The 14,881-nt window shown below is 62.8% G+C and carries 12 protein-coding genes and 3 pseudogenes (1 of these 15 running past the window's edge); 6 read left to right on the forward strand and 9 right to left on the reverse strand.

Translation table 11 applies throughout. The features are described from left to right. From EOB80_RS25435 to EOB80_RS25470, 8 genes and pseudogenes are all read right to left on the reverse strand, one after another. A pseudogene (locus EOB80_RS25435) lies at positions 1-548 on the reverse strand (allophanate hydrolase); it reaches 1,222 nt to the left of the window's first position. After that, entirely contained in the window at positions 545-895 is a 351-nt protein-coding gene (locus tag EOB80_RS25440) for a cupin domain-containing protein (protein ID WP_127330529.1), read from the reverse strand. The pseudogene EOB80_RS25435 and the gene EOB80_RS25440 overlap by 4 nt, the downstream one beginning before the upstream one ends. After that, on the reverse strand, positions 888-1,556 hold the full coding sequence (locus tag EOB80_RS25445) for an isochorismatase family cysteine hydrolase (protein ID WP_127330531.1): 669 nt from the start codon (positions 1,554-1,556) through the stop codon (positions 888-890). Before EOB80_RS25445 ends, EOB80_RS25440 begins: the two co-directional genes overlap by 8 nt. Next, complete coding sequence (locus EOB80_RS25450) at positions 1,556-3,079, reverse strand: ABC transporter ATP-binding protein (protein ID WP_127321990.1); 1,524 nt, start codon at positions 3,077-3,079, stop codon at positions 1,556-1,558. The genes EOB80_RS25445 and EOB80_RS25450 overlap by 1 nt, the downstream gene beginning before the upstream one ends. A gap of 10 nt (positions 3,080-3,089) precedes the next feature. Next, a complete protein-coding gene (locus EOB80_RS25455; protein ID WP_127321989.1) occupies positions 3,090-3,791 on the reverse strand; it encodes an isochorismatase family cysteine hydrolase in 702 nt (233 codons plus the stop codon). A gap of 14 nt (positions 3,792-3,805) precedes the next feature. After that, positions 3,806-4,732: an ABC transporter permease gene (locus EOB80_RS25460; RefSeq protein WP_127321988.1), complete on the reverse strand. Its 927-nt coding sequence runs from the start codon at positions 4,730-4,732 to the stop codon at positions 3,806-3,808. Further along, positions 4,732-5,862, reverse strand: coding sequence for an ABC transporter permease (locus tag EOB80_RS25465; RefSeq protein ID WP_127321991.1), 1,131 nt, complete (start codon positions 5,860-5,862; stop codon positions 4,732-4,734). The genes EOB80_RS25460 and EOB80_RS25465 overlap by 1 nt, the downstream gene beginning before the upstream one ends. Positions 5,863-5,891: 29 nt before the next feature. After that, complete coding sequence (locus tag EOB80_RS25470) at positions 5,892-7,019, reverse strand: BMP family ABC transporter substrate-binding protein (protein ID WP_127321987.1); 1,128 nt, start codon at positions 7,017-7,019, stop codon at positions 5,892-5,894. A 289-nt stretch (positions 7,020-7,308) separates the two neighbouring features. Between EOB80_RS25470 and EOB80_RS25475 the strand changes: the two genes are divergently transcribed. Continuing rightward, positions 7,309-7,983 carry a GntR family transcriptional regulator gene (locus EOB80_RS25475; protein ID WP_127323185.1) on the forward strand — a complete coding sequence of 225 codons (675 nt, stop codon included), beginning with the start codon at positions 7,309-7,311 and terminating at the stop codon, positions 7,981-7,983. A 239-nt stretch (positions 7,984-8,222) separates the two neighbouring features. Next, positions 8,223-9,214, forward strand: a pseudogene (locus EOB80_RS25480) (IS481 family transposase). A gap of 811 nt (positions 9,215-10,025) precedes the next feature. On the opposite strand, the pseudogene EOB80_RS25485 reads toward EOB80_RS25480, so the two are convergent. After that, positions 10,026-10,202, reverse strand: a pseudogene (locus EOB80_RS25485) (RpiB/LacA/LacB family sugar-phosphate isomerase); the annotation flags it as partial. A 248-nt stretch (positions 10,203-10,450) separates the two neighbouring features. Between EOB80_RS25485 and EOB80_RS25490 the strand changes: the two are divergent. From EOB80_RS25490 to EOB80_RS25505, 4 genes are all read left to right on the forward strand, one after another. Continuing rightward, positions 10,451-11,929 carry a sugar ABC transporter ATP-binding protein gene (locus tag EOB80_RS25490; protein WP_127330533.1) on the forward strand — a complete coding sequence of 493 codons (1,479 nt, stop codon included), beginning with the start codon at positions 10,451-10,453 and terminating at the stop codon, positions 11,927-11,929. Positions 11,930-11,969: 40 nt separating this feature from the next. Further along, positions 11,970-12,974: an ABC transporter permease gene (locus EOB80_RS25495; protein ID WP_127330535.1), complete on the forward strand. Its 1,005-nt coding sequence runs from the start codon at positions 11,970-11,972 to the stop codon at positions 12,972-12,974. 85 nt (positions 12,975-13,059) lie between these two features. After that, positions 13,060-14,046 (forward strand): substrate-binding domain-containing protein, encoded by a 987-nt coding sequence (locus EOB80_RS25500; RefSeq protein ID WP_127330537.1) that lies wholly within the window; start codon positions 13,060-13,062, stop codon positions 14,044-14,046. 60 nt (positions 14,047-14,106) lie between these two features. Further along, on the forward strand, positions 14,107-14,877 hold the full coding sequence (locus EOB80_RS25505) for an SDR family oxidoreductase (protein ID WP_127330539.1): 771 nt from the start codon (positions 14,107-14,109) through the stop codon (positions 14,875-14,877). Positions 14,878-14,881: the final 4 nt, after the last annotated feature.

Raw genomic sequence — 14,881 nt, forward strand, 5'->3', positions numbered from 1 at the left:
ATGTTGTTGAGGCCGGCCGGAATGCGGCCGGAGCCGGCGGTGTCGGTGCCAAGCGCGAAGGAGACGATGCCGCGCGCCGTCGCCACCGCCGACCCCGAGGAGGAGCCGCCTGGCACAAGCGCCTCGTCGATGGCATTGCGCGGGATCGGCCAGGGCGTGCGCACGCCGACTAGGCCGGTGGCGAACTGGTCGAGATTAGTCTTGCCGACGACCAGCGCACCGGCCGCTTTCAGCCGCGCCACAACGGTGGCGTCTTTCTCGGGCCAATAGGTGTATTCGGCGCAGGCGGCCGTCGTGGGCATGCCGGCGACGTCGATGTTGTCCTTGACGGCGAAGGGAATGCCCCAGAGCGGCTTTGTCGCCGGGTCGAACGGACCGAGTGCCGCGGCCTGGGCTAGGAAATCCGCCTTGGCGGCGAGATGGATGAAGATGCCCGGGTCGTCGGCCGCTTCGATGCGGGTAAAGATCGTCGCGATCACATCGCCAACGGCGAGGCCTCCCCGATAGGCTGCGTGAAGGCTCGCTATGTCGAAATGGATATCGCTCATTTCGTCTCCTCCAGAATGATCACCGGCAGGTCCCACTGGATCAGCACGACGCAACCGTCCTTCGTCCACACCGAATGCTCGGTGCCGACCGGGTTCAGGATGACGCTGCCGGCGGGATAGTCGCCGTTCTCGTCGCTCTGGGTGCCTTCCAGCACGACGATGGTTTCCAGCCCGACATGTCGGTGTCGCGGCACGCTGGCGCCGGACCGGTATTTCAGGATCGCGACCGACGGCTCGACCGGCCCGCCCTTCAGCAGCCAGTGCACGCTGATGCCGTCGCGGAAATATTCGAACGCGAGATCGCGCCAGCCGCCGTCGAGCAGGCCGGCAAAGGCAAAATTAGGCATTGGCAATTCCCTCGAGCACCTGGTCGGTCGTTGCCGTCCAGCCGACGATGGCGCTCTGCGCCCGGATCATGGCTAGTGCCGCCGCCTTGAATTCGGGAAAATAGCTTTCCGTCGCGTCTTCGGCGAGCAGGCACTCATAGCCGCGATCATTGGCCTCGCGCATCGTCGTCTGCACGCAGACCTCGGTGGTGACGCCGGCGAAAACCAGCTGCTGTGCGCCGAGCCGCTTCAGCTCGCCACCGAAGCTGGTCGCGTAGAAGGCGCCCTTGCCGGGCTTTTCGATGACGATCTCGCCCGGCAGCGGCGCAAGCTCGTCGAGGATTGCGGTGCCCGGCTCGCCGACGATCAGCACGCGGCCCATCGGCCCGACATCGCCGATGCGGATCGCCGGATTGCCGCGATTGCGCTTGGCCGGCGGCAGGTCCGACAGGTCGGCGCGGTGGCACTCCATCGTGTGGATCACCGGCAGGCCGGCGGCGCGAAAACCTTCGATCAGTTTCTTCACCGTCGGCACGATCGCGGCCACCCGGCTGACGTCGTTGCCAAGGCTGGCGCCGAAGCCGCCGGGCTCGGCGAAATCGCGCTGCATGTCGATGACGACCAGCGCCATCGTCTGCGGCTTGAAGGAGAAGGCGAACGGCTGCGCATCAATCTCCGCCATCAGTGATGTCCCGCCATATGCTCGCCGATGGTCTGCACGCTCGCTTGCGCGATCGGCGTCTCGTAGACCAGCGCGCCGTCCGACATGACGAAAATGCGGTCGGACAGTTCCAAAAGCTCGTCGAGGTCCTCCGACATCAGCAGCACTGCCGCACCCGCATTGCGCGCCTTCATGATGCGGGCGCGGATTTCGGCCACCGCCGAGAAGTCGAGGCCGAAGCACGGGTTGGAGACGATCAGCAGGTCGACCTCGCCGGTCAGTTCGCGCGCCAGCACGGCGCGCTGCACATTGCCGCCCGACAGCGAGGCGATGGGCGAGGATAGCGAGGCGGTCTTGACCTTGAACTGCTCGACCAGCTTGGCGCTGAACGCGCGTATGGCGCTGGCGCTGATCCAGTTCACCGGCCTGCCGTTGCCGTCGATGTCGAAGGTGCGGAAGGAGATGTTCTCGGCCACCGTCATTTTTGGCGCGCAGGCATTCTTCAGCGGCTCTTCCGGGATGAGCCGCACATTGAGCGCGCGCGCCTCGGCCCGCGTCGCCGCATAGGCGGAGCCTCGTACCAGCACCTCGCCACCGTCGCGCGGCCGCTGGCCGGCCAGGACCTCGAGGAATTCCTTCTGGCCATTGCCGGAAATGCCGGCGATGCCGACGATCTCGCCCGAACGCACGCCGAGATTCTCGATGCGGATCGACTTCAGCCCGGTGCGGTCCGGCGCCTTCAGCGATTTGACTTTGAGCACGATCTCGGCATCGGGTTTCGGCGCCGCGCGACTGTCGAGCGCGGCGATCGGCTGGTCGCCGATCATCATCGCCGCCATCGCCTTGTGGTCGAGGTCGGCGACGCGGCCGGTTCCCGTCAGCCTGCCCTTGCGCAGCACGCTGACATCGTCGGCGAAGGCGGTGACCTCATGGAATTTGTGCGAAATCATCAGCACGGTGAGGTCGCCGGCCTTGGTCATGTCGCGCACCAGCCCCAGCACCTCCTGCGCCTCACCGGGCGTCAGCACCGAGGTTGGCTCGTCCAGCACTAGAAAGCTGCGGCCAAGATAGAGCTGCTTGATGATTTCGAGCTTCTGCTTTTCGCCGGCGGCGAGTTCCGCCACCTTAACGTCGAGCGGCAGCTTGAACGGCATGCGCTCCATGAACACGGCAAGGTCGGCTCGTTCCCTACGCCAATCGATAATGCCCGGAACCTTCTCGCGCGAGATGACGAGGTTTTCCGCACCGGTCAGCGACGGCACCAGCGTAAAATGCTGATAGACCATACCGAGCCCGAGCGCCGAGGCGTCGCGCGGACTAGCGATCGCCACCTCGCGGCCATCGACCAGCAGGTCGCCTGATGTCGGGTGATAAAAACCCATCATGCATTTGACCAGCGTCGACTTGCCGGCGCCGTTCTCGCCGAGCAGCGCGTGGAAGGAGCCCGCCGGCACCTTCACCGACACGGCATCCAGCGCCGTGAAGGCGCCGAAGCGCATGGTCATGCCGATGGTCTCGACGCCGACCGCTTTCCTGTCATTCATCGCGGCCTCCTCATGGCAACTGCGCGACAAGCGCCTTGGAATTCGACACCGTGCCGAAGACGCCGCCCTGCATCTTGATCATCTTGATCGCCGCCAGATGGTTGTCGTAGTCGGTCGCCCCGCAGCAATCCTCCAGCATCATGCATTCATAGCCGCGGTCGTTGGCCTCGCGCATGGTGGTGTGCACGCAGACATCCGTGGTGATGCCGGTCAGCACGATGTTCTCGATGCCGCGCTGATTGAGGATGAGTTCCAGGTCGGTGGCGCAGAACGAGCCCTTGCCGGGCTTATCGATGATCGGCTCGCCCTCGGTCGGGTAAAGGTCGGGGATGATGTCCCAGCCCGGCTCGCCGCGCACCAGGATGCGCCCGCACGGGCCAGGGTCGCCGATGCCGGCATTGATGCGGCGCGAGCGCCAGCGCTTGTTGGCCGGCAGGTCGGCGAGATCGGGCCTGTGCCCCTCGCGCGTGTGGATGATGGTGTAGCCCTTGGCTCGCATCGTCGACAGCACCAACTTGATCGGCTCGATCGGTGCGCGCACCAGCGACAGATCGTAGCCCATATGGTCGACATAGCCGCCCGGCCCGCAGAAATCGGTCTGCATGTCGATGATGATCAGCGCCGTGTTGTCGGGCCGCAGGTCGCCATTGTAGGGCCAAGGATAAGGCTCGGCGTCGATCGTATGCTGAGTGACTTCGGCTCTGGCGTTCATCGGCAAAACTCCAGTCATTTGGTGATCGACAATTCGCCCGGCGCGCCCGCAAGCGTTCGTGTCGGCGACGAGGTGGCGATCATGATGATGAGGGTGAGGATGTAGGGAGCGGCGTAGAACATGTAGTAGCCCTGCGTGACGCCGACCGATTGAAGCGCCGGGCCGAGAGCTCCCGCCCCGCCGAACAAAAGCGCTGCAGCAAAGCAGCCGAGCGGGTTCCAGCGCGCGAAGATGACCAGCGCCACCGCCATCAGGCCCTGGCCCGACGAGATGCGTTCGGTCCAGCTGCCGGGATAGTAGAGCGACAGGTAGGCGCCGCCGATGCCGGCCAGCGCGCCACCGACACCGGTGGCGAGCAGCCGCACCGTATCGGGGTTGAGGCCCATGGCGCGTGCCGCGTCCGAACTGTCGCCGACGACGCGCACGATGAGGCCGGCGCGGGTGTTGCGGAACGCCCACCACAGGATGACCGACAGCACCGCGCCGATCAGGAACAGCACGTTGACGTCGAGTGCGGCTTGCACCTGCGGAATGTCGGACCAGCCGCCGAAGGGAATGGCCGGCAGATTGGGCGCCTTCGGCTTGATAAACGGCTTGCCGAAGAAGAAGGCGAGACCCGAGCCGAACAGCATCAGCGCGATGCCGACGGCGATGTCGTTGACTTTCGGGAATCTGCAGATCCAGCCATGGAACAGGCCGAAGCACAGGCCGGCGAAGGCGGCGGCGATGAGGCCGAGCCATGGCGAGCCCGTCATCACCGCCACCGCATAGGCGGTCATCGCACCGAAGACCAGCGTGCCTTCGAGCCCCAGATTGATGCGACCCGAACGCTCGGTGATCGCCTCGCCCAGCGAGACGAAGATGAAGGGCGTCGACACGCGGATGGCGCCGCCGAGCACGGCCAGCGGCACGCCCCAGAGGCCGATCTCGGTCGCGTCCATCAGGCGGCTCCCTTCACGAGATCGGGTCTTTTCCAAAGATCGGGATTGAAGGCCTTGAAGCGGCCGTAGAGAGTTTCGCTGAACAGGATGACGATGAAGATCATGCCTTGCAGCACCACCACCGTGGCGTCGGGCAGGTCCATGCGGCGCTGTATCAGCCCGCCCGAGGCGTCGATGCCGCCAAGCAGGATGGCGAACGGAATGATGGCCAGCGGATTGTGGCGGGCCAGGAAGGCGACAAGGATGCCGGTGTAACCATAGCCGGCGGAAAGCGAGGCGTTGGCGCTCCCCTGCACGGCGGCGACCTCCAGCATGCCGGCAAGCCCGGCAAAGCCGCCAGCGAGCGCGGTGAAGCCGACGATCAGCGGCCCGACGGCCAGCCCCTGTACCTGTGCTGCCCGCACATTGCCGCCGGCGATGCGCGCGGCAAAACCCCAGCGGGTCTTTTCGATGAGCAACCAGGAGAGGATGCAGGCGACGACACCGACAACCAGCCCCCAATGCACGTCCATGCCCGGAATGTTGCCGATGCGGTAGATGTCCGCCAGCGGCTGCGTTGACGGCTTGTTGAGCGAGGCCGGGTCGCGCAACGGCCCTTCCACCAGCTGGTTCATCAGCGCGATGGCGATGTAGGCCATCAGCAGGCTGGAAATGGTTTCGTTGACGGCCCGGTAATGGCGCAGCGCGCCGACGGCACCGATCCAGATGCCGCCGGCGGCCATGCCCGCCACGCCCATGGCAAGAATGACGATTGACGATGGCCCGCCGCTGAGCGCAGTGCCGGCTGCCGCAGCGGCGACGCCGCCGAGCACGATTGCACCCTCGCCGCCGATGACGACGAGGCCGAGCCGGGCCGGCAGGGCCACGCAGAGCGCGGCCAGCAGCAGGGGAGCGGCGCGCGACAGCGAGTTCTGGACCGAGAACCAGGAGCCGAAGCCGCCGCGCCACATGGTCTCGTAGAGCAGGATCGGCGACTTGCCGACGAGCACAATGAACAGGCTGAACAGCGCCATGCCGACGATCAGCGCCGCGAGCGGAATGACCAAAGCCTCCGCCCGCCGCGCAATCCATTCCACCGCCGCCGAATAGGCCTTGGCGCTGAAGAGTGCCGGCATGCCGGCCCCTGTCATCGTGTCCGTCATCGCCCCACCCCCTCAGATCAGGCGGTCGAACCGACGACGCCCTCGACCAGATAATCCATGCTTTCGAGCTCGATCGCGGTCTCCGGGAATGCTTGGCTCGCGGTGGCGACGACAGCCCCCTTGTTGCTCTTCAGCGGTCCCTTGATGACGGCGAAGCCGCCGTTCATCATTTCGGCCAGCGTGGCGTCGAACTGCTTGCGCGCCGGCTCGCCGACGGCGGGACCGAGCGGGCTCATCTTGACGAAGCCGTCGGCCAGGCCACCGCGCGTGAAGTTGGGCAGTGGCGTGCCGGCGATGAGGTCGTCGACGAACATCTTGTAGACCTTGGCCCAGTTCCACTCGGCCCCGGTGAGGTATTTTTCCGGCGCCAGCGGGCTCTGGTTGGCGTGATAGCCGCACACGAAGGCCCCACGGCCGGCGGTCGTCTCGACCACCACTTTCGGGCTATCGACATGGCAGCTAATAACGTCGGCGCCCTGGTCGACCAGTGCGTTGGTGGCTTCCGCTTCCTTGACCGCCAGCGACCATTCGCCGGTGAAAATGACCTGGCAAGTGATGGTCGGATCAACCGAGCGCGCGCCGAGCAGGAAGGAATTGATGTTGAGCAGCACCTGCGGGATCGGCTTGGCGGCGACGAAGCCGAGCTTCTTCGTCTTGGAGGTGTGGCCGGCGACAACGCCGTTGAGATACTGGCCCATGCCGATATAGCCGAAATAGGAGCCGGCATTCATCGGGTGCTTGGCCTTGTCCCACATGCCACCGCAATGGCGGAACTGCACGTCGGGGAATTTCGTGCACATGGCCAGCATGTGGGGGTCGAAATAGCCGAACGAGGTCGGGAAGATCAGCGAGGCGCCGTCGAGATTGATCATTGATTCCATCGTCTTCTGGACGTCGACCGTCTCCGGCACGTTCTCCTCCTCGACGATGGAGATGCCCTCGATACCCTTCAACGCCGCCGCCCCTTCGGCATGCGCCTGGTTGTAGCCGTAGTCGTCCTTCGGCCCGACATAGATGAAGCCGACGGTGGCGGCAGCGGCAAAGGCCCTGCTGATGGGGAAGGCAGCGGACGCAAGCCCGAGTGCGGCTCCAGCGGCGGAGGTCTTGAGTAGCTCGCGGCGGTTAAGCGTGAATCTCGCGGTCATTGTGAATGCTCCCCTGTAGGACCCTTTCCGGGCCGGTTAACATGCCGTCAACAAAGTGCATGCAATCGCCATGCCAGTTTCTTTGGCGAAATTAATGAATGGAATCAATCGTACCTTTAAAAGAGCCTGCTTATGTAGCGGGCAATTGCATGCACTTCTTGCCTTGAAAACAGCCAATTTGACAGGCAGATTAAAATAGAGGCATACAGGGGTATGTTGAGTCGATGGGCCGCTGCGTCGACCCTCCACAAGAAGACGGGGCGGAGGAGATTTGTCGGGGAAGCGCAACTTGATCAGGTCGGGCAAGACCGTGGATCAGATGGTGAGGGCGATCGGGGACCGGATCGTCACCGGCTACCTACGCCCCGGCGAAAAGCTCGACGAGACCTCCCTCGCCGCCCGCTTCGACGTATCACGCACCCCGGTCAGGGAGGCGCTCGGCCACCTCAGCGCCATGGGGCTGGTCGAAAGGCGGCCCAACCGGGGTGCTATCGTGGCTGTCGTGACGCAAGAGCATCTCGCCTCGATGTTCGAGAGCATGGCCGAACTGGAGGCGATCTGCGCGCGCTTCTCGGCCGAGCGCATGACCAGTGCCGAGCGCCGCTCGCTCGAAATCGAGCATCAGGCTTCGGCGCGGATGGTGCAACTGGGCGCCGAGGAGGACTACGAGTATTTCAATACCGAATTCCACACCCGGCTCTATCGTGGTGCCCACAACCCGCATATCCACGATCTCACCGTGATGACCCGCAGCCGGTTGGCACCCTTCCGGCGCGCTCAGTTCATGCTGCCCGGACGGTTGGCCAAATCCTGGCAGGAACACGAGCTAATCGTCACCGCAATCATGCGCGGAGACGGCGCTGCTGCGGGCAAGGCCGCCAGGGATCATGTCTCTATCGTCAGCGAGGCGAGCGCGGTGTTCGCGGCTGATGGCGGCAAGCCAGTTCGGCGGGACGTGGCCTGAAAATTCCGAACATCCCGAATCTCGGGACGAGGTCTGCTTCCAGGCGGCGCACAGTATCGCGCAACGGCTGATATGAGGCGCTACGCTGCTCGGCAGCAAGGCTTTGAAGCAGCATGGTCAACCAGACCGATATACGTGCCCCAGTTGGTGTTCTACGTCGAGGCGTGAGCGATGAGGGACTAGATGTTTGATCCCAGATTTTGATGGGCATCCTTGTCCTCCGAATCAAGGGATGCGCTATGGGCCAGGTTCTTCATGGGAGCGCCACGACGACAGAGGCGGTCCGTCGAGCGATACAGCATAGTCAAGAGAGCCTGAGGGCGCTGGCGAAGCGCTACGGGGTCAACCAAAAGACTGTTGCCAAATGGCGGGAACGGACCTCGGTGGCAGATTTGCCGACCGGTCCGAGAGAGCCTAGATCGACAGTGCTCTTGCCCGAGGAGGAGGCCGTCATAGTCGCCTTCCGGCGCTACACTCTGTTGCCACTCGATGACTGCCTCTATGCCTTACAACCGACGATCCCACACCTGACGCGCTCATCACTGCATCGCTGCCTGCAGCGCCACGGCATCAGCCGCCTGCCGGACGTAGAAGGCGACAAGCCGGCGAAGAAGAAGTTCAAGAGCTATCCGATCGGCTACTTCCACATCGACGTCGCCGAGGTGCGCACAGAACAGGGCAAGCTGCACATGTTCGTCGCTATCGACCGCACCTCGAAATTCGCCTTCGTCGAACTGCATGAGAAGGCCACCACCGCCATATCGAGAGACTTCCTACTGCGCCTGATCGCGGCCGTGCCCTACAAGGTCCACACTGTCCTCACCGACAACGGTATCCAGTTCACGACGCCCGGCGCCGGCGGTTCGGCCGTGCCATTGATCAAGGAGGCCATCGCAAACGGCGAACGCTTCTGGGCCCATGCCTTCGAATACGCTTGCGCCACGAACGACATCGAGCACCGAACGACCAAGGCAAGGCATCCGTGGACCAACGGCCAGGTCGAGAGGATGAACCGGACTATCAAGGATGCAACCGTCAGGCGTTTCTATTACGAGAGCCACGACCAACTCCGCCAGCATCTTGCCGACTTCATCTCGGCCTACAACTTCGGTCGCAGGCTCAGACCCTCAAAGGCCTTACGCCCTACGAGTTCATCTGCAAGGCGTGGGCGTCACAACCGGAACGCTTCAAACTCGATCCGCTCCAGCAAATGCCGGGACTAAACAGCTAGAGCACTCCCGCCCTCTAAAGCGATTTTACATCATCCGGAAACTGGGCGCAGATCGAACCACCGAGGCAGAAACGGAGAACGCCAGCTCTGCGGAGTAAGGTACGGACTGCAACAACATTGCGCGACGGCGAAATTCGCCGCCGAAACTACGCTATTGCCGCCGTTTGTACCCTCACTCCCACTCGATTGTTAAAACAGCGTATAAGCCATTTTTTCAGCGCCGTGCAAACTCCAACATTGAGACCATCAAAAAGTTACGCTTTGATTTTGAAGGGGAAATCGCCGCAGAAAATATTTTGAGGTTTCACCAACTATCGACGTCAATCGGACGTTTTTTTGCACTTTGCCGCGCCTAACGGAGCGCCCTACTCCGCTTCGAAAAGTACCGTCAGCGGGCCATTTCACGCCACAACTTGCGCCATTTGGCCCCAAGCGGACAGGGCCGGATGATCCGATCGATGGTGGCGGCCACGGTCGTCAGGATGCATTCCCCTCAGGATCTTCAGGGGGACACCGCCCCGACCGGGTGACCTTATTCAAGACTTCGTTCTTCGATCCTATCGGTAAAGCTCGATGTGCGAATCCGAATAGCGCCTCGTGTCTAATGCCCTGCGTCGTAGGTGATCGAAATCCTAGAAGACGGTTCCCTGACAAACAGACCTTCTCCAGGAGACTCGCGAACCGCATCCAGAACCAAACGCTTCGGGATGCCAGCTTTAACGACCAGCGTACTTACAACTTGAGAAACGGATAGAGATGAAGCAGTGGACACTTCGGCAATCGTCGAGGAAGCGCGCTAGACTGACGGCCGCAAACCGCGCTCGAATTCGCCATCAACAACCCGTTGAGCAAGCCTCTGCGAGATGTCGGCGTAAAAGCCAGGCTGGCTAAGATCCGTTACCGTGACGCCGGCCTTGCCGGCCAGATGTGCCGCAATCACATCCAGAAGCGGCTTTCCTGCGCTGTCGGCGCCGACTGCAATCTTCATTGGTCCTTCCTTCCGTTTTTGCTGTTCGTCCGTTCAACGCCTTCAACGGCGTTGGGGACCTTGCTCGGGGCGTGCTCACCAGACATTTCGACCTGCGGCCAACGGTGAGCTTTCGTATATCCTCCCACTGCTTGACATTTGTCGATCTCTAGTCGACTATTGTAAAAATCGACATCGAGGAACGAAGACCAGTCGTGTCGATCCGCTCGCGCCAAGGGAGGGTGCCGGGCGTCCATGGGAGAGAGAAATTGGAATTTTTGCTCGAGGTGGAAGGGCTGAAGAAGTCCTTCGGTGGCGTCGCAGCCCTGCGCGAGGGCCGCCTTCAACTTCGCGCCGGCACCGTCCATGCACTCTGCGGCGGCAACGGCGCGGGCAAGTCGACCTTTCTCAAGACCCTGATGGGTATCCTCAAGCGCGATGCCGGCTCGATCCGCCGCCGCGGCAAGGACGTGGAATTCGCAGGCCCGGCCGACGCATTGGCCTCGGGCATTGCCATTATCGAGCAGGAACTCAGCCCCGTCCCTCACATGTCGGTTGCGGAGAACATCTATCTCGGCCGCGAGCCTTCGGCGCGGTTCGGCGGCATCGATTTCCGCGCGATGAACCGGTCCGCGCAGAAGCTGCTGGACGATCTCGAATTCGATATCCGAGCCACGCAATACATGATGACCCTCTCGGTCGCGCAGATGCAGCTCGTCGAGATTGCCAAGGCGCTCAGCCACGATGCCGAGGTCATCTTCATGGATGAGCCGACCTCGGCGATCGGCGAGCGCGAGGCGCAGCATCTGTTTGCGGCGATCCGCCGCCTGCAGGCCCAGGGCCGCGGCATCGTCTATGTTTCCCACCGGCTGTCGGAGATCTTCCAGATCGCCGATTCCTACACGGTCTTTCGCGACGGGGCCTATGTCGGCAGCGGGACGCTGGCCGACATCGACCGACCCGGTCTCATTCGCATGATCGTCGGCCGCGAGCTGTCGGAAGAATACATCAAGACCAACACACCCACCTTGGAAACCGGCCTCGAAGTTGCCGGGCTGAGTTGCCCCAACAAAATCGAGGATATCTCCTTCTCCGTGCGCAAGGGCGAGATCTTCGGCATCTACGGCCTGATGGGCGCCGGACGGACGGAGATCTTCAATTGTCTGTTCGGGCTCGACAAGCCTTCGGCGGGAAGCGTCTCGGTCGACGGAGTGAAGATAGCCGTTTCGAAGCCATCGGATGCCATGGCGCATGGGCTGGCACTGGTCACCGAGGACCGCAAGCTGACCGGCCTCAATCCGAGCGCCTCCGTTCGTGCCAACATTTGCATGGCGAGCCTGCCGGAAATGAGCCCTGCCTTTGCCATGGATCGCGCCCGGGAGGCGCAGGCAAGCCAGCAGATGCAGGAGCGGTTTCAGATCAAGGCGGCGCGCGACACGATGCCGGTTTCCGGCCTTTCAGGCGGCAACCAGCAGAAGGTGGTGCTGGGCAAATGGTTCCTTCGAAATCCGAAGGTCCTTCTTCTGGACGAGCCGACCCGCGGCGTCGACGTCGGCGCCAAGCGTGAAATCTATCGAATCATCTGCGAATTCGCCGCTGTCGGCGGCACGGTGGTCATGATCTCGTCGGAAATCGACGAGGTTCTGGGCATGTCGGATCGGATCATGGTGATGCGCGCCGGCCGAAGCGCCGGCATCTACAGCCGGGAGGAAACGGATGCCCAATCACTCGTCCACCTTTCAACATGAGCAAGGACTGGGTGCCCGTCCGGCAGCAGAGGAGTCAGTAATGTCGGTTGGCGACAAGGAGAATACGAATGGCTGGCTCGGTTCGGAGCAGCGCCGGATGCTGATCCAGGAATACGGCATCTTCCTTGCGTTCCTCATCCTGGCGGCCGTGCTGTCGGTCTCCAACGAGTTCTTTTTGACCGCCGGCAACATCTCCAACGTGCTGTTGCAGACCTCTATCAACGGTGTCCTCGCCATCGGCATGACCTTCGTGATCCTCACGCGCGGCATCGACCTTTCGGTCGGTTCCATCGTCGCGCTTGCCGGCCTCATCAGCGCCAGCTTCGTCACCACATCCGCCACCGCCGGGATTGCAGGCGCGCCCTACCCTGTCGTCTTCGGCCTCGGCATCGGCCTGCTGGTCGGCGTTGCCTGCGGCGCCGTCTCCGGCGTGATTGTGTCGCGGTTTTCCGTGCCGGCCTTCGTGGCGACGCTCGGCATGCTGTCGGCGGCACGCGGACTGACGCTGATCTATGGCGGCGGCCGACCTGTTCCCGCGCTGACGCCGGCCTTTCGCTGGATCGGCACGGGCGACGTCCTTGGCTTGCCCGCACCGGTCATCATTCTGGTGGTGGTGTTCGCCGTCTCCTGGTGGATCCTCAACCGGACCCGCTTCGGCCGTTACATCTATGCCGTTGGCGGCAACCCTCACGCCGCCAGGACCTCGGGCATCAACACGACCCGCATTCAGTTCGTCGTCTATGTCATCTCCGGCGGTCTTGCCGGCCTCGCCGGAATGCTGCTCAGCGCCCGCACCGGCTCCGCGCTGCCGCAGGCCGGCATTGCCTATGAACTGGACGCGATCGCGGCGGTGGTGATCGGAGGAACCAGCCTTTCGGGAGGGGTCGGCCGGGTGACCGGCACGCTGATTGGCGCGCTGATCATCGGCGTCATGAACAACGGCCTCGACCTGATGGGAATCCAATCCTATTACCAGCAAGTGCTCAAGGGCGCCCTCATCGTCGGCGCCGTGATGCTCGACCAGAAGAGAAACTACGGGGCCTAAGCCCCCTTTCGGGATCGGACCTGCACAACGCGTGTCCGTTGATAGGCGAACCATGTCGGTCGCTCACTTAAGGTGGAGGTACGAAATGAAAAGATTGATGATAGCGCTCGCATCCGCGACCGCGTTGTTGGCCTCGCCGGCCATGGCGCAGGAGAAGATCAAGATCGGCGCGGCGCCTTACGGATTGAATGCCGAGTTCATGCAGATCTGGGCGGCAGCGCTTCAGGATCATCCGGCCGTCAAGAGCGGTGAAGTCGAGCTGACGATCTTCGACGGCCGCTATGATGCCCTGGTCCAGCAGGACCAGTTCAAGACGATGGTCACGCAGAAATACAATGCGATCATCTTCGCGCCGATCGATGTCGACGCGGGCGCGGCTGCCGTGCAGTCGGCCGCCGATGCCGGCATCCCGGTTGTCGGCTCGAACACCCGCGTCAATTCCGACCTGCTGGCCTCTTATGTCGGATCCGACGACACGATCTCTGGCTACATGGAAGCCAAGACCGTGCTCGACAAGATCGGCTGCAAGGGCAATGTGGTCATCCTCGAAGGACCAGTGGGGCAGTCCGCGCAGATCTCTCGTCTCGAAGGCAACAAGAAGGCGCTTGCCGAGTGCCCGGATGTCAAGATCCTCGAAGATCAGACAGCAAACTGGTCGCGCGCCGAAGCCCAGACGCTGATGGAAAACTGGCTCACCGCGCACCCCAAGCAGATCAATGGCGTGATCGGCCAGAACGACGAAATGGCGCTCGGGGCGATCGAGGCGATCAAGGCCGCAGGCCTGGACGTGAAGAGCTTCGCCATTGCCGGCATCGACGGCATCACCGATGCGCTCCACGCCGTCAAGGCCGGCGAGATGACATCGATCCTTCAGGACGCGCGCGCCCAGGCACAAGGCGCGCTCGATCTTGCCATCTTCAATGCCAAGAAGGGCGACTACAAACCACAGTCCGACATCTGGGCAACCTACAAGGACATGCCGTGGAAGGACGGCAAGGAGAAGATCTACAATGTGCCATGGACGCCGGTGACGGCGGAAAACGTCGACAAGCTTCTTGCGACGCGCAAGTAACGCAGCCCTGGGGTGTGCTTTCTTGCACACCCCACTTTTCAACAGGCCGAGAAGAGAACCATGACGGATTCAGTACGGGTTGATCTCAACTTTTCACTTGGCGGCAAGGTCGCTCTGGTCACCGGCGGCGCCTCCGGCATCGGCAGTGCGATTGCCTCGGCATTTGCCGAGAAAGGGGCTGCGGTCGGCGTGATCGATATCAATGAATCGGTTGCGCGATCGAAGGCCGACGAACTCGGCAACGGCGCGAAGTCCTTCGTCTGCGATGTGTCCGATCCGCAATCCGTGGAGGCCGTGTTTGCCGCGGCGCAAGCCGCTTTCGGTCACATAGACATCGTCGTCAACAGCGCCGGCGTCGTTATGCTTGCTCCCGCCGAGGAGCTCAGTCTCGATGCCTGGGACAAGACCATCGCCATCAATCTTAAGGGAACGTTCCTTGTGTCCCAGGCCGCGGGACGCGTCCTGATCAAGGCCGGCAAAGGCGGCAAGATCATCAACATGGCGTCGCAGGCCGGCACCGTCGCGATCGACCAGCACGTTGCCTATTGCGCCTCGAAATTCGGCGTCATCGGCCTGTCCAAGACGCTGGCCGCCGAATGGGGCAAGCATGGCATCACCGTGAATACGATATCGCCTACCGTGGTTCTGACCGAGCTTGGCAAAAAAGCCTGGGACGGCCCACGTGGCGAGGCGCTGAAGCAACGCATTCCGACCGGCCGCTTTGCCTTCCCCGAAGAAATAGCCGCCGCGGCGGTGTTTCTGGCATCGAACGCCGCCGACATGATCAACGGCGCCGACCTGCTGGTCGATGGCGGCTACACCATAATCTGACCGG

It is taken from the genome of Mesorhizobium sp. M7A.F.Ca.MR.245.00.0.0, from assembly GCF_003997415.1.
Taxonomy (GTDB): Bacteria; Pseudomonadota; Alphaproteobacteria; order Rhizobiales; family Rhizobiaceae; genus Mesorhizobium.

Excerpts from the sequence above, each read along its gene's own strand:
- EOB80_RS25440 (WP_127330529.1), bottom strand. The coding sequence starts at position 895 with ATGCCTAATTTTGCCTTTGCCGGCCTGCTCGACGGCGGCTGGCGCGAT.
- EOB80_RS25445 (WP_127330531.1), bottom strand. The coding sequence starts at position 1,556 with ATGGCGGAGATTGATGCGCAGCCGTTCGCCTTCTCCTTCAAGCCGCAG.
- EOB80_RS25450 (WP_127321990.1), bottom strand. The coding sequence starts at position 3,079 with ATGAATGACAGGAAAGCGGTCGGCGTCGAGACCATCGGCATGACCATG.
- EOB80_RS25455 (WP_127321989.1), bottom strand. The coding sequence starts at position 3,791 with ATGAACGCCAGAGCCGAAGTCACTCAGCATACGATCGACGCCGAGCCT.
- EOB80_RS25460 (WP_127321988.1), bottom strand. The coding sequence starts at position 4,732 with ATGGACGCGACCGAGATCGGCCTCTGGGGCGTGCCGCTGGCCGTGCTC.
- EOB80_RS25465 (WP_127321991.1), bottom strand. The coding sequence starts at position 5,862 with ATGACAGGGGCCGGCATGCCGGCACTCTTCAGCGCCAAGGCCTATTCG.
- EOB80_RS25470 (WP_127321987.1), bottom strand. The coding sequence starts at position 7,019 with ATGACCGCGAGATTCACGCTTAACCGCCGCGAGCTACTCAAGACCTCC.
- EOB80_RS25495 (WP_127330535.1), top strand. The coding sequence starts at position 11,970 with ATGTCGGTTGGCGACAAGGAGAATACGAATGGCTGGCTCGGTTCGGAG.
- EOB80_RS25500 (WP_127330537.1), top strand. The coding sequence starts at position 13,060 with ATGAAAAGATTGATGATAGCGCTCGCATCCGCGACCGCGTTGTTGGCC.
- EOB80_RS25505 (WP_127330539.1), top strand. The coding sequence starts at position 14,107 with ATGACGGATTCAGTACGGGTTGATCTCAACTTTTCACTTGGCGGCAAG.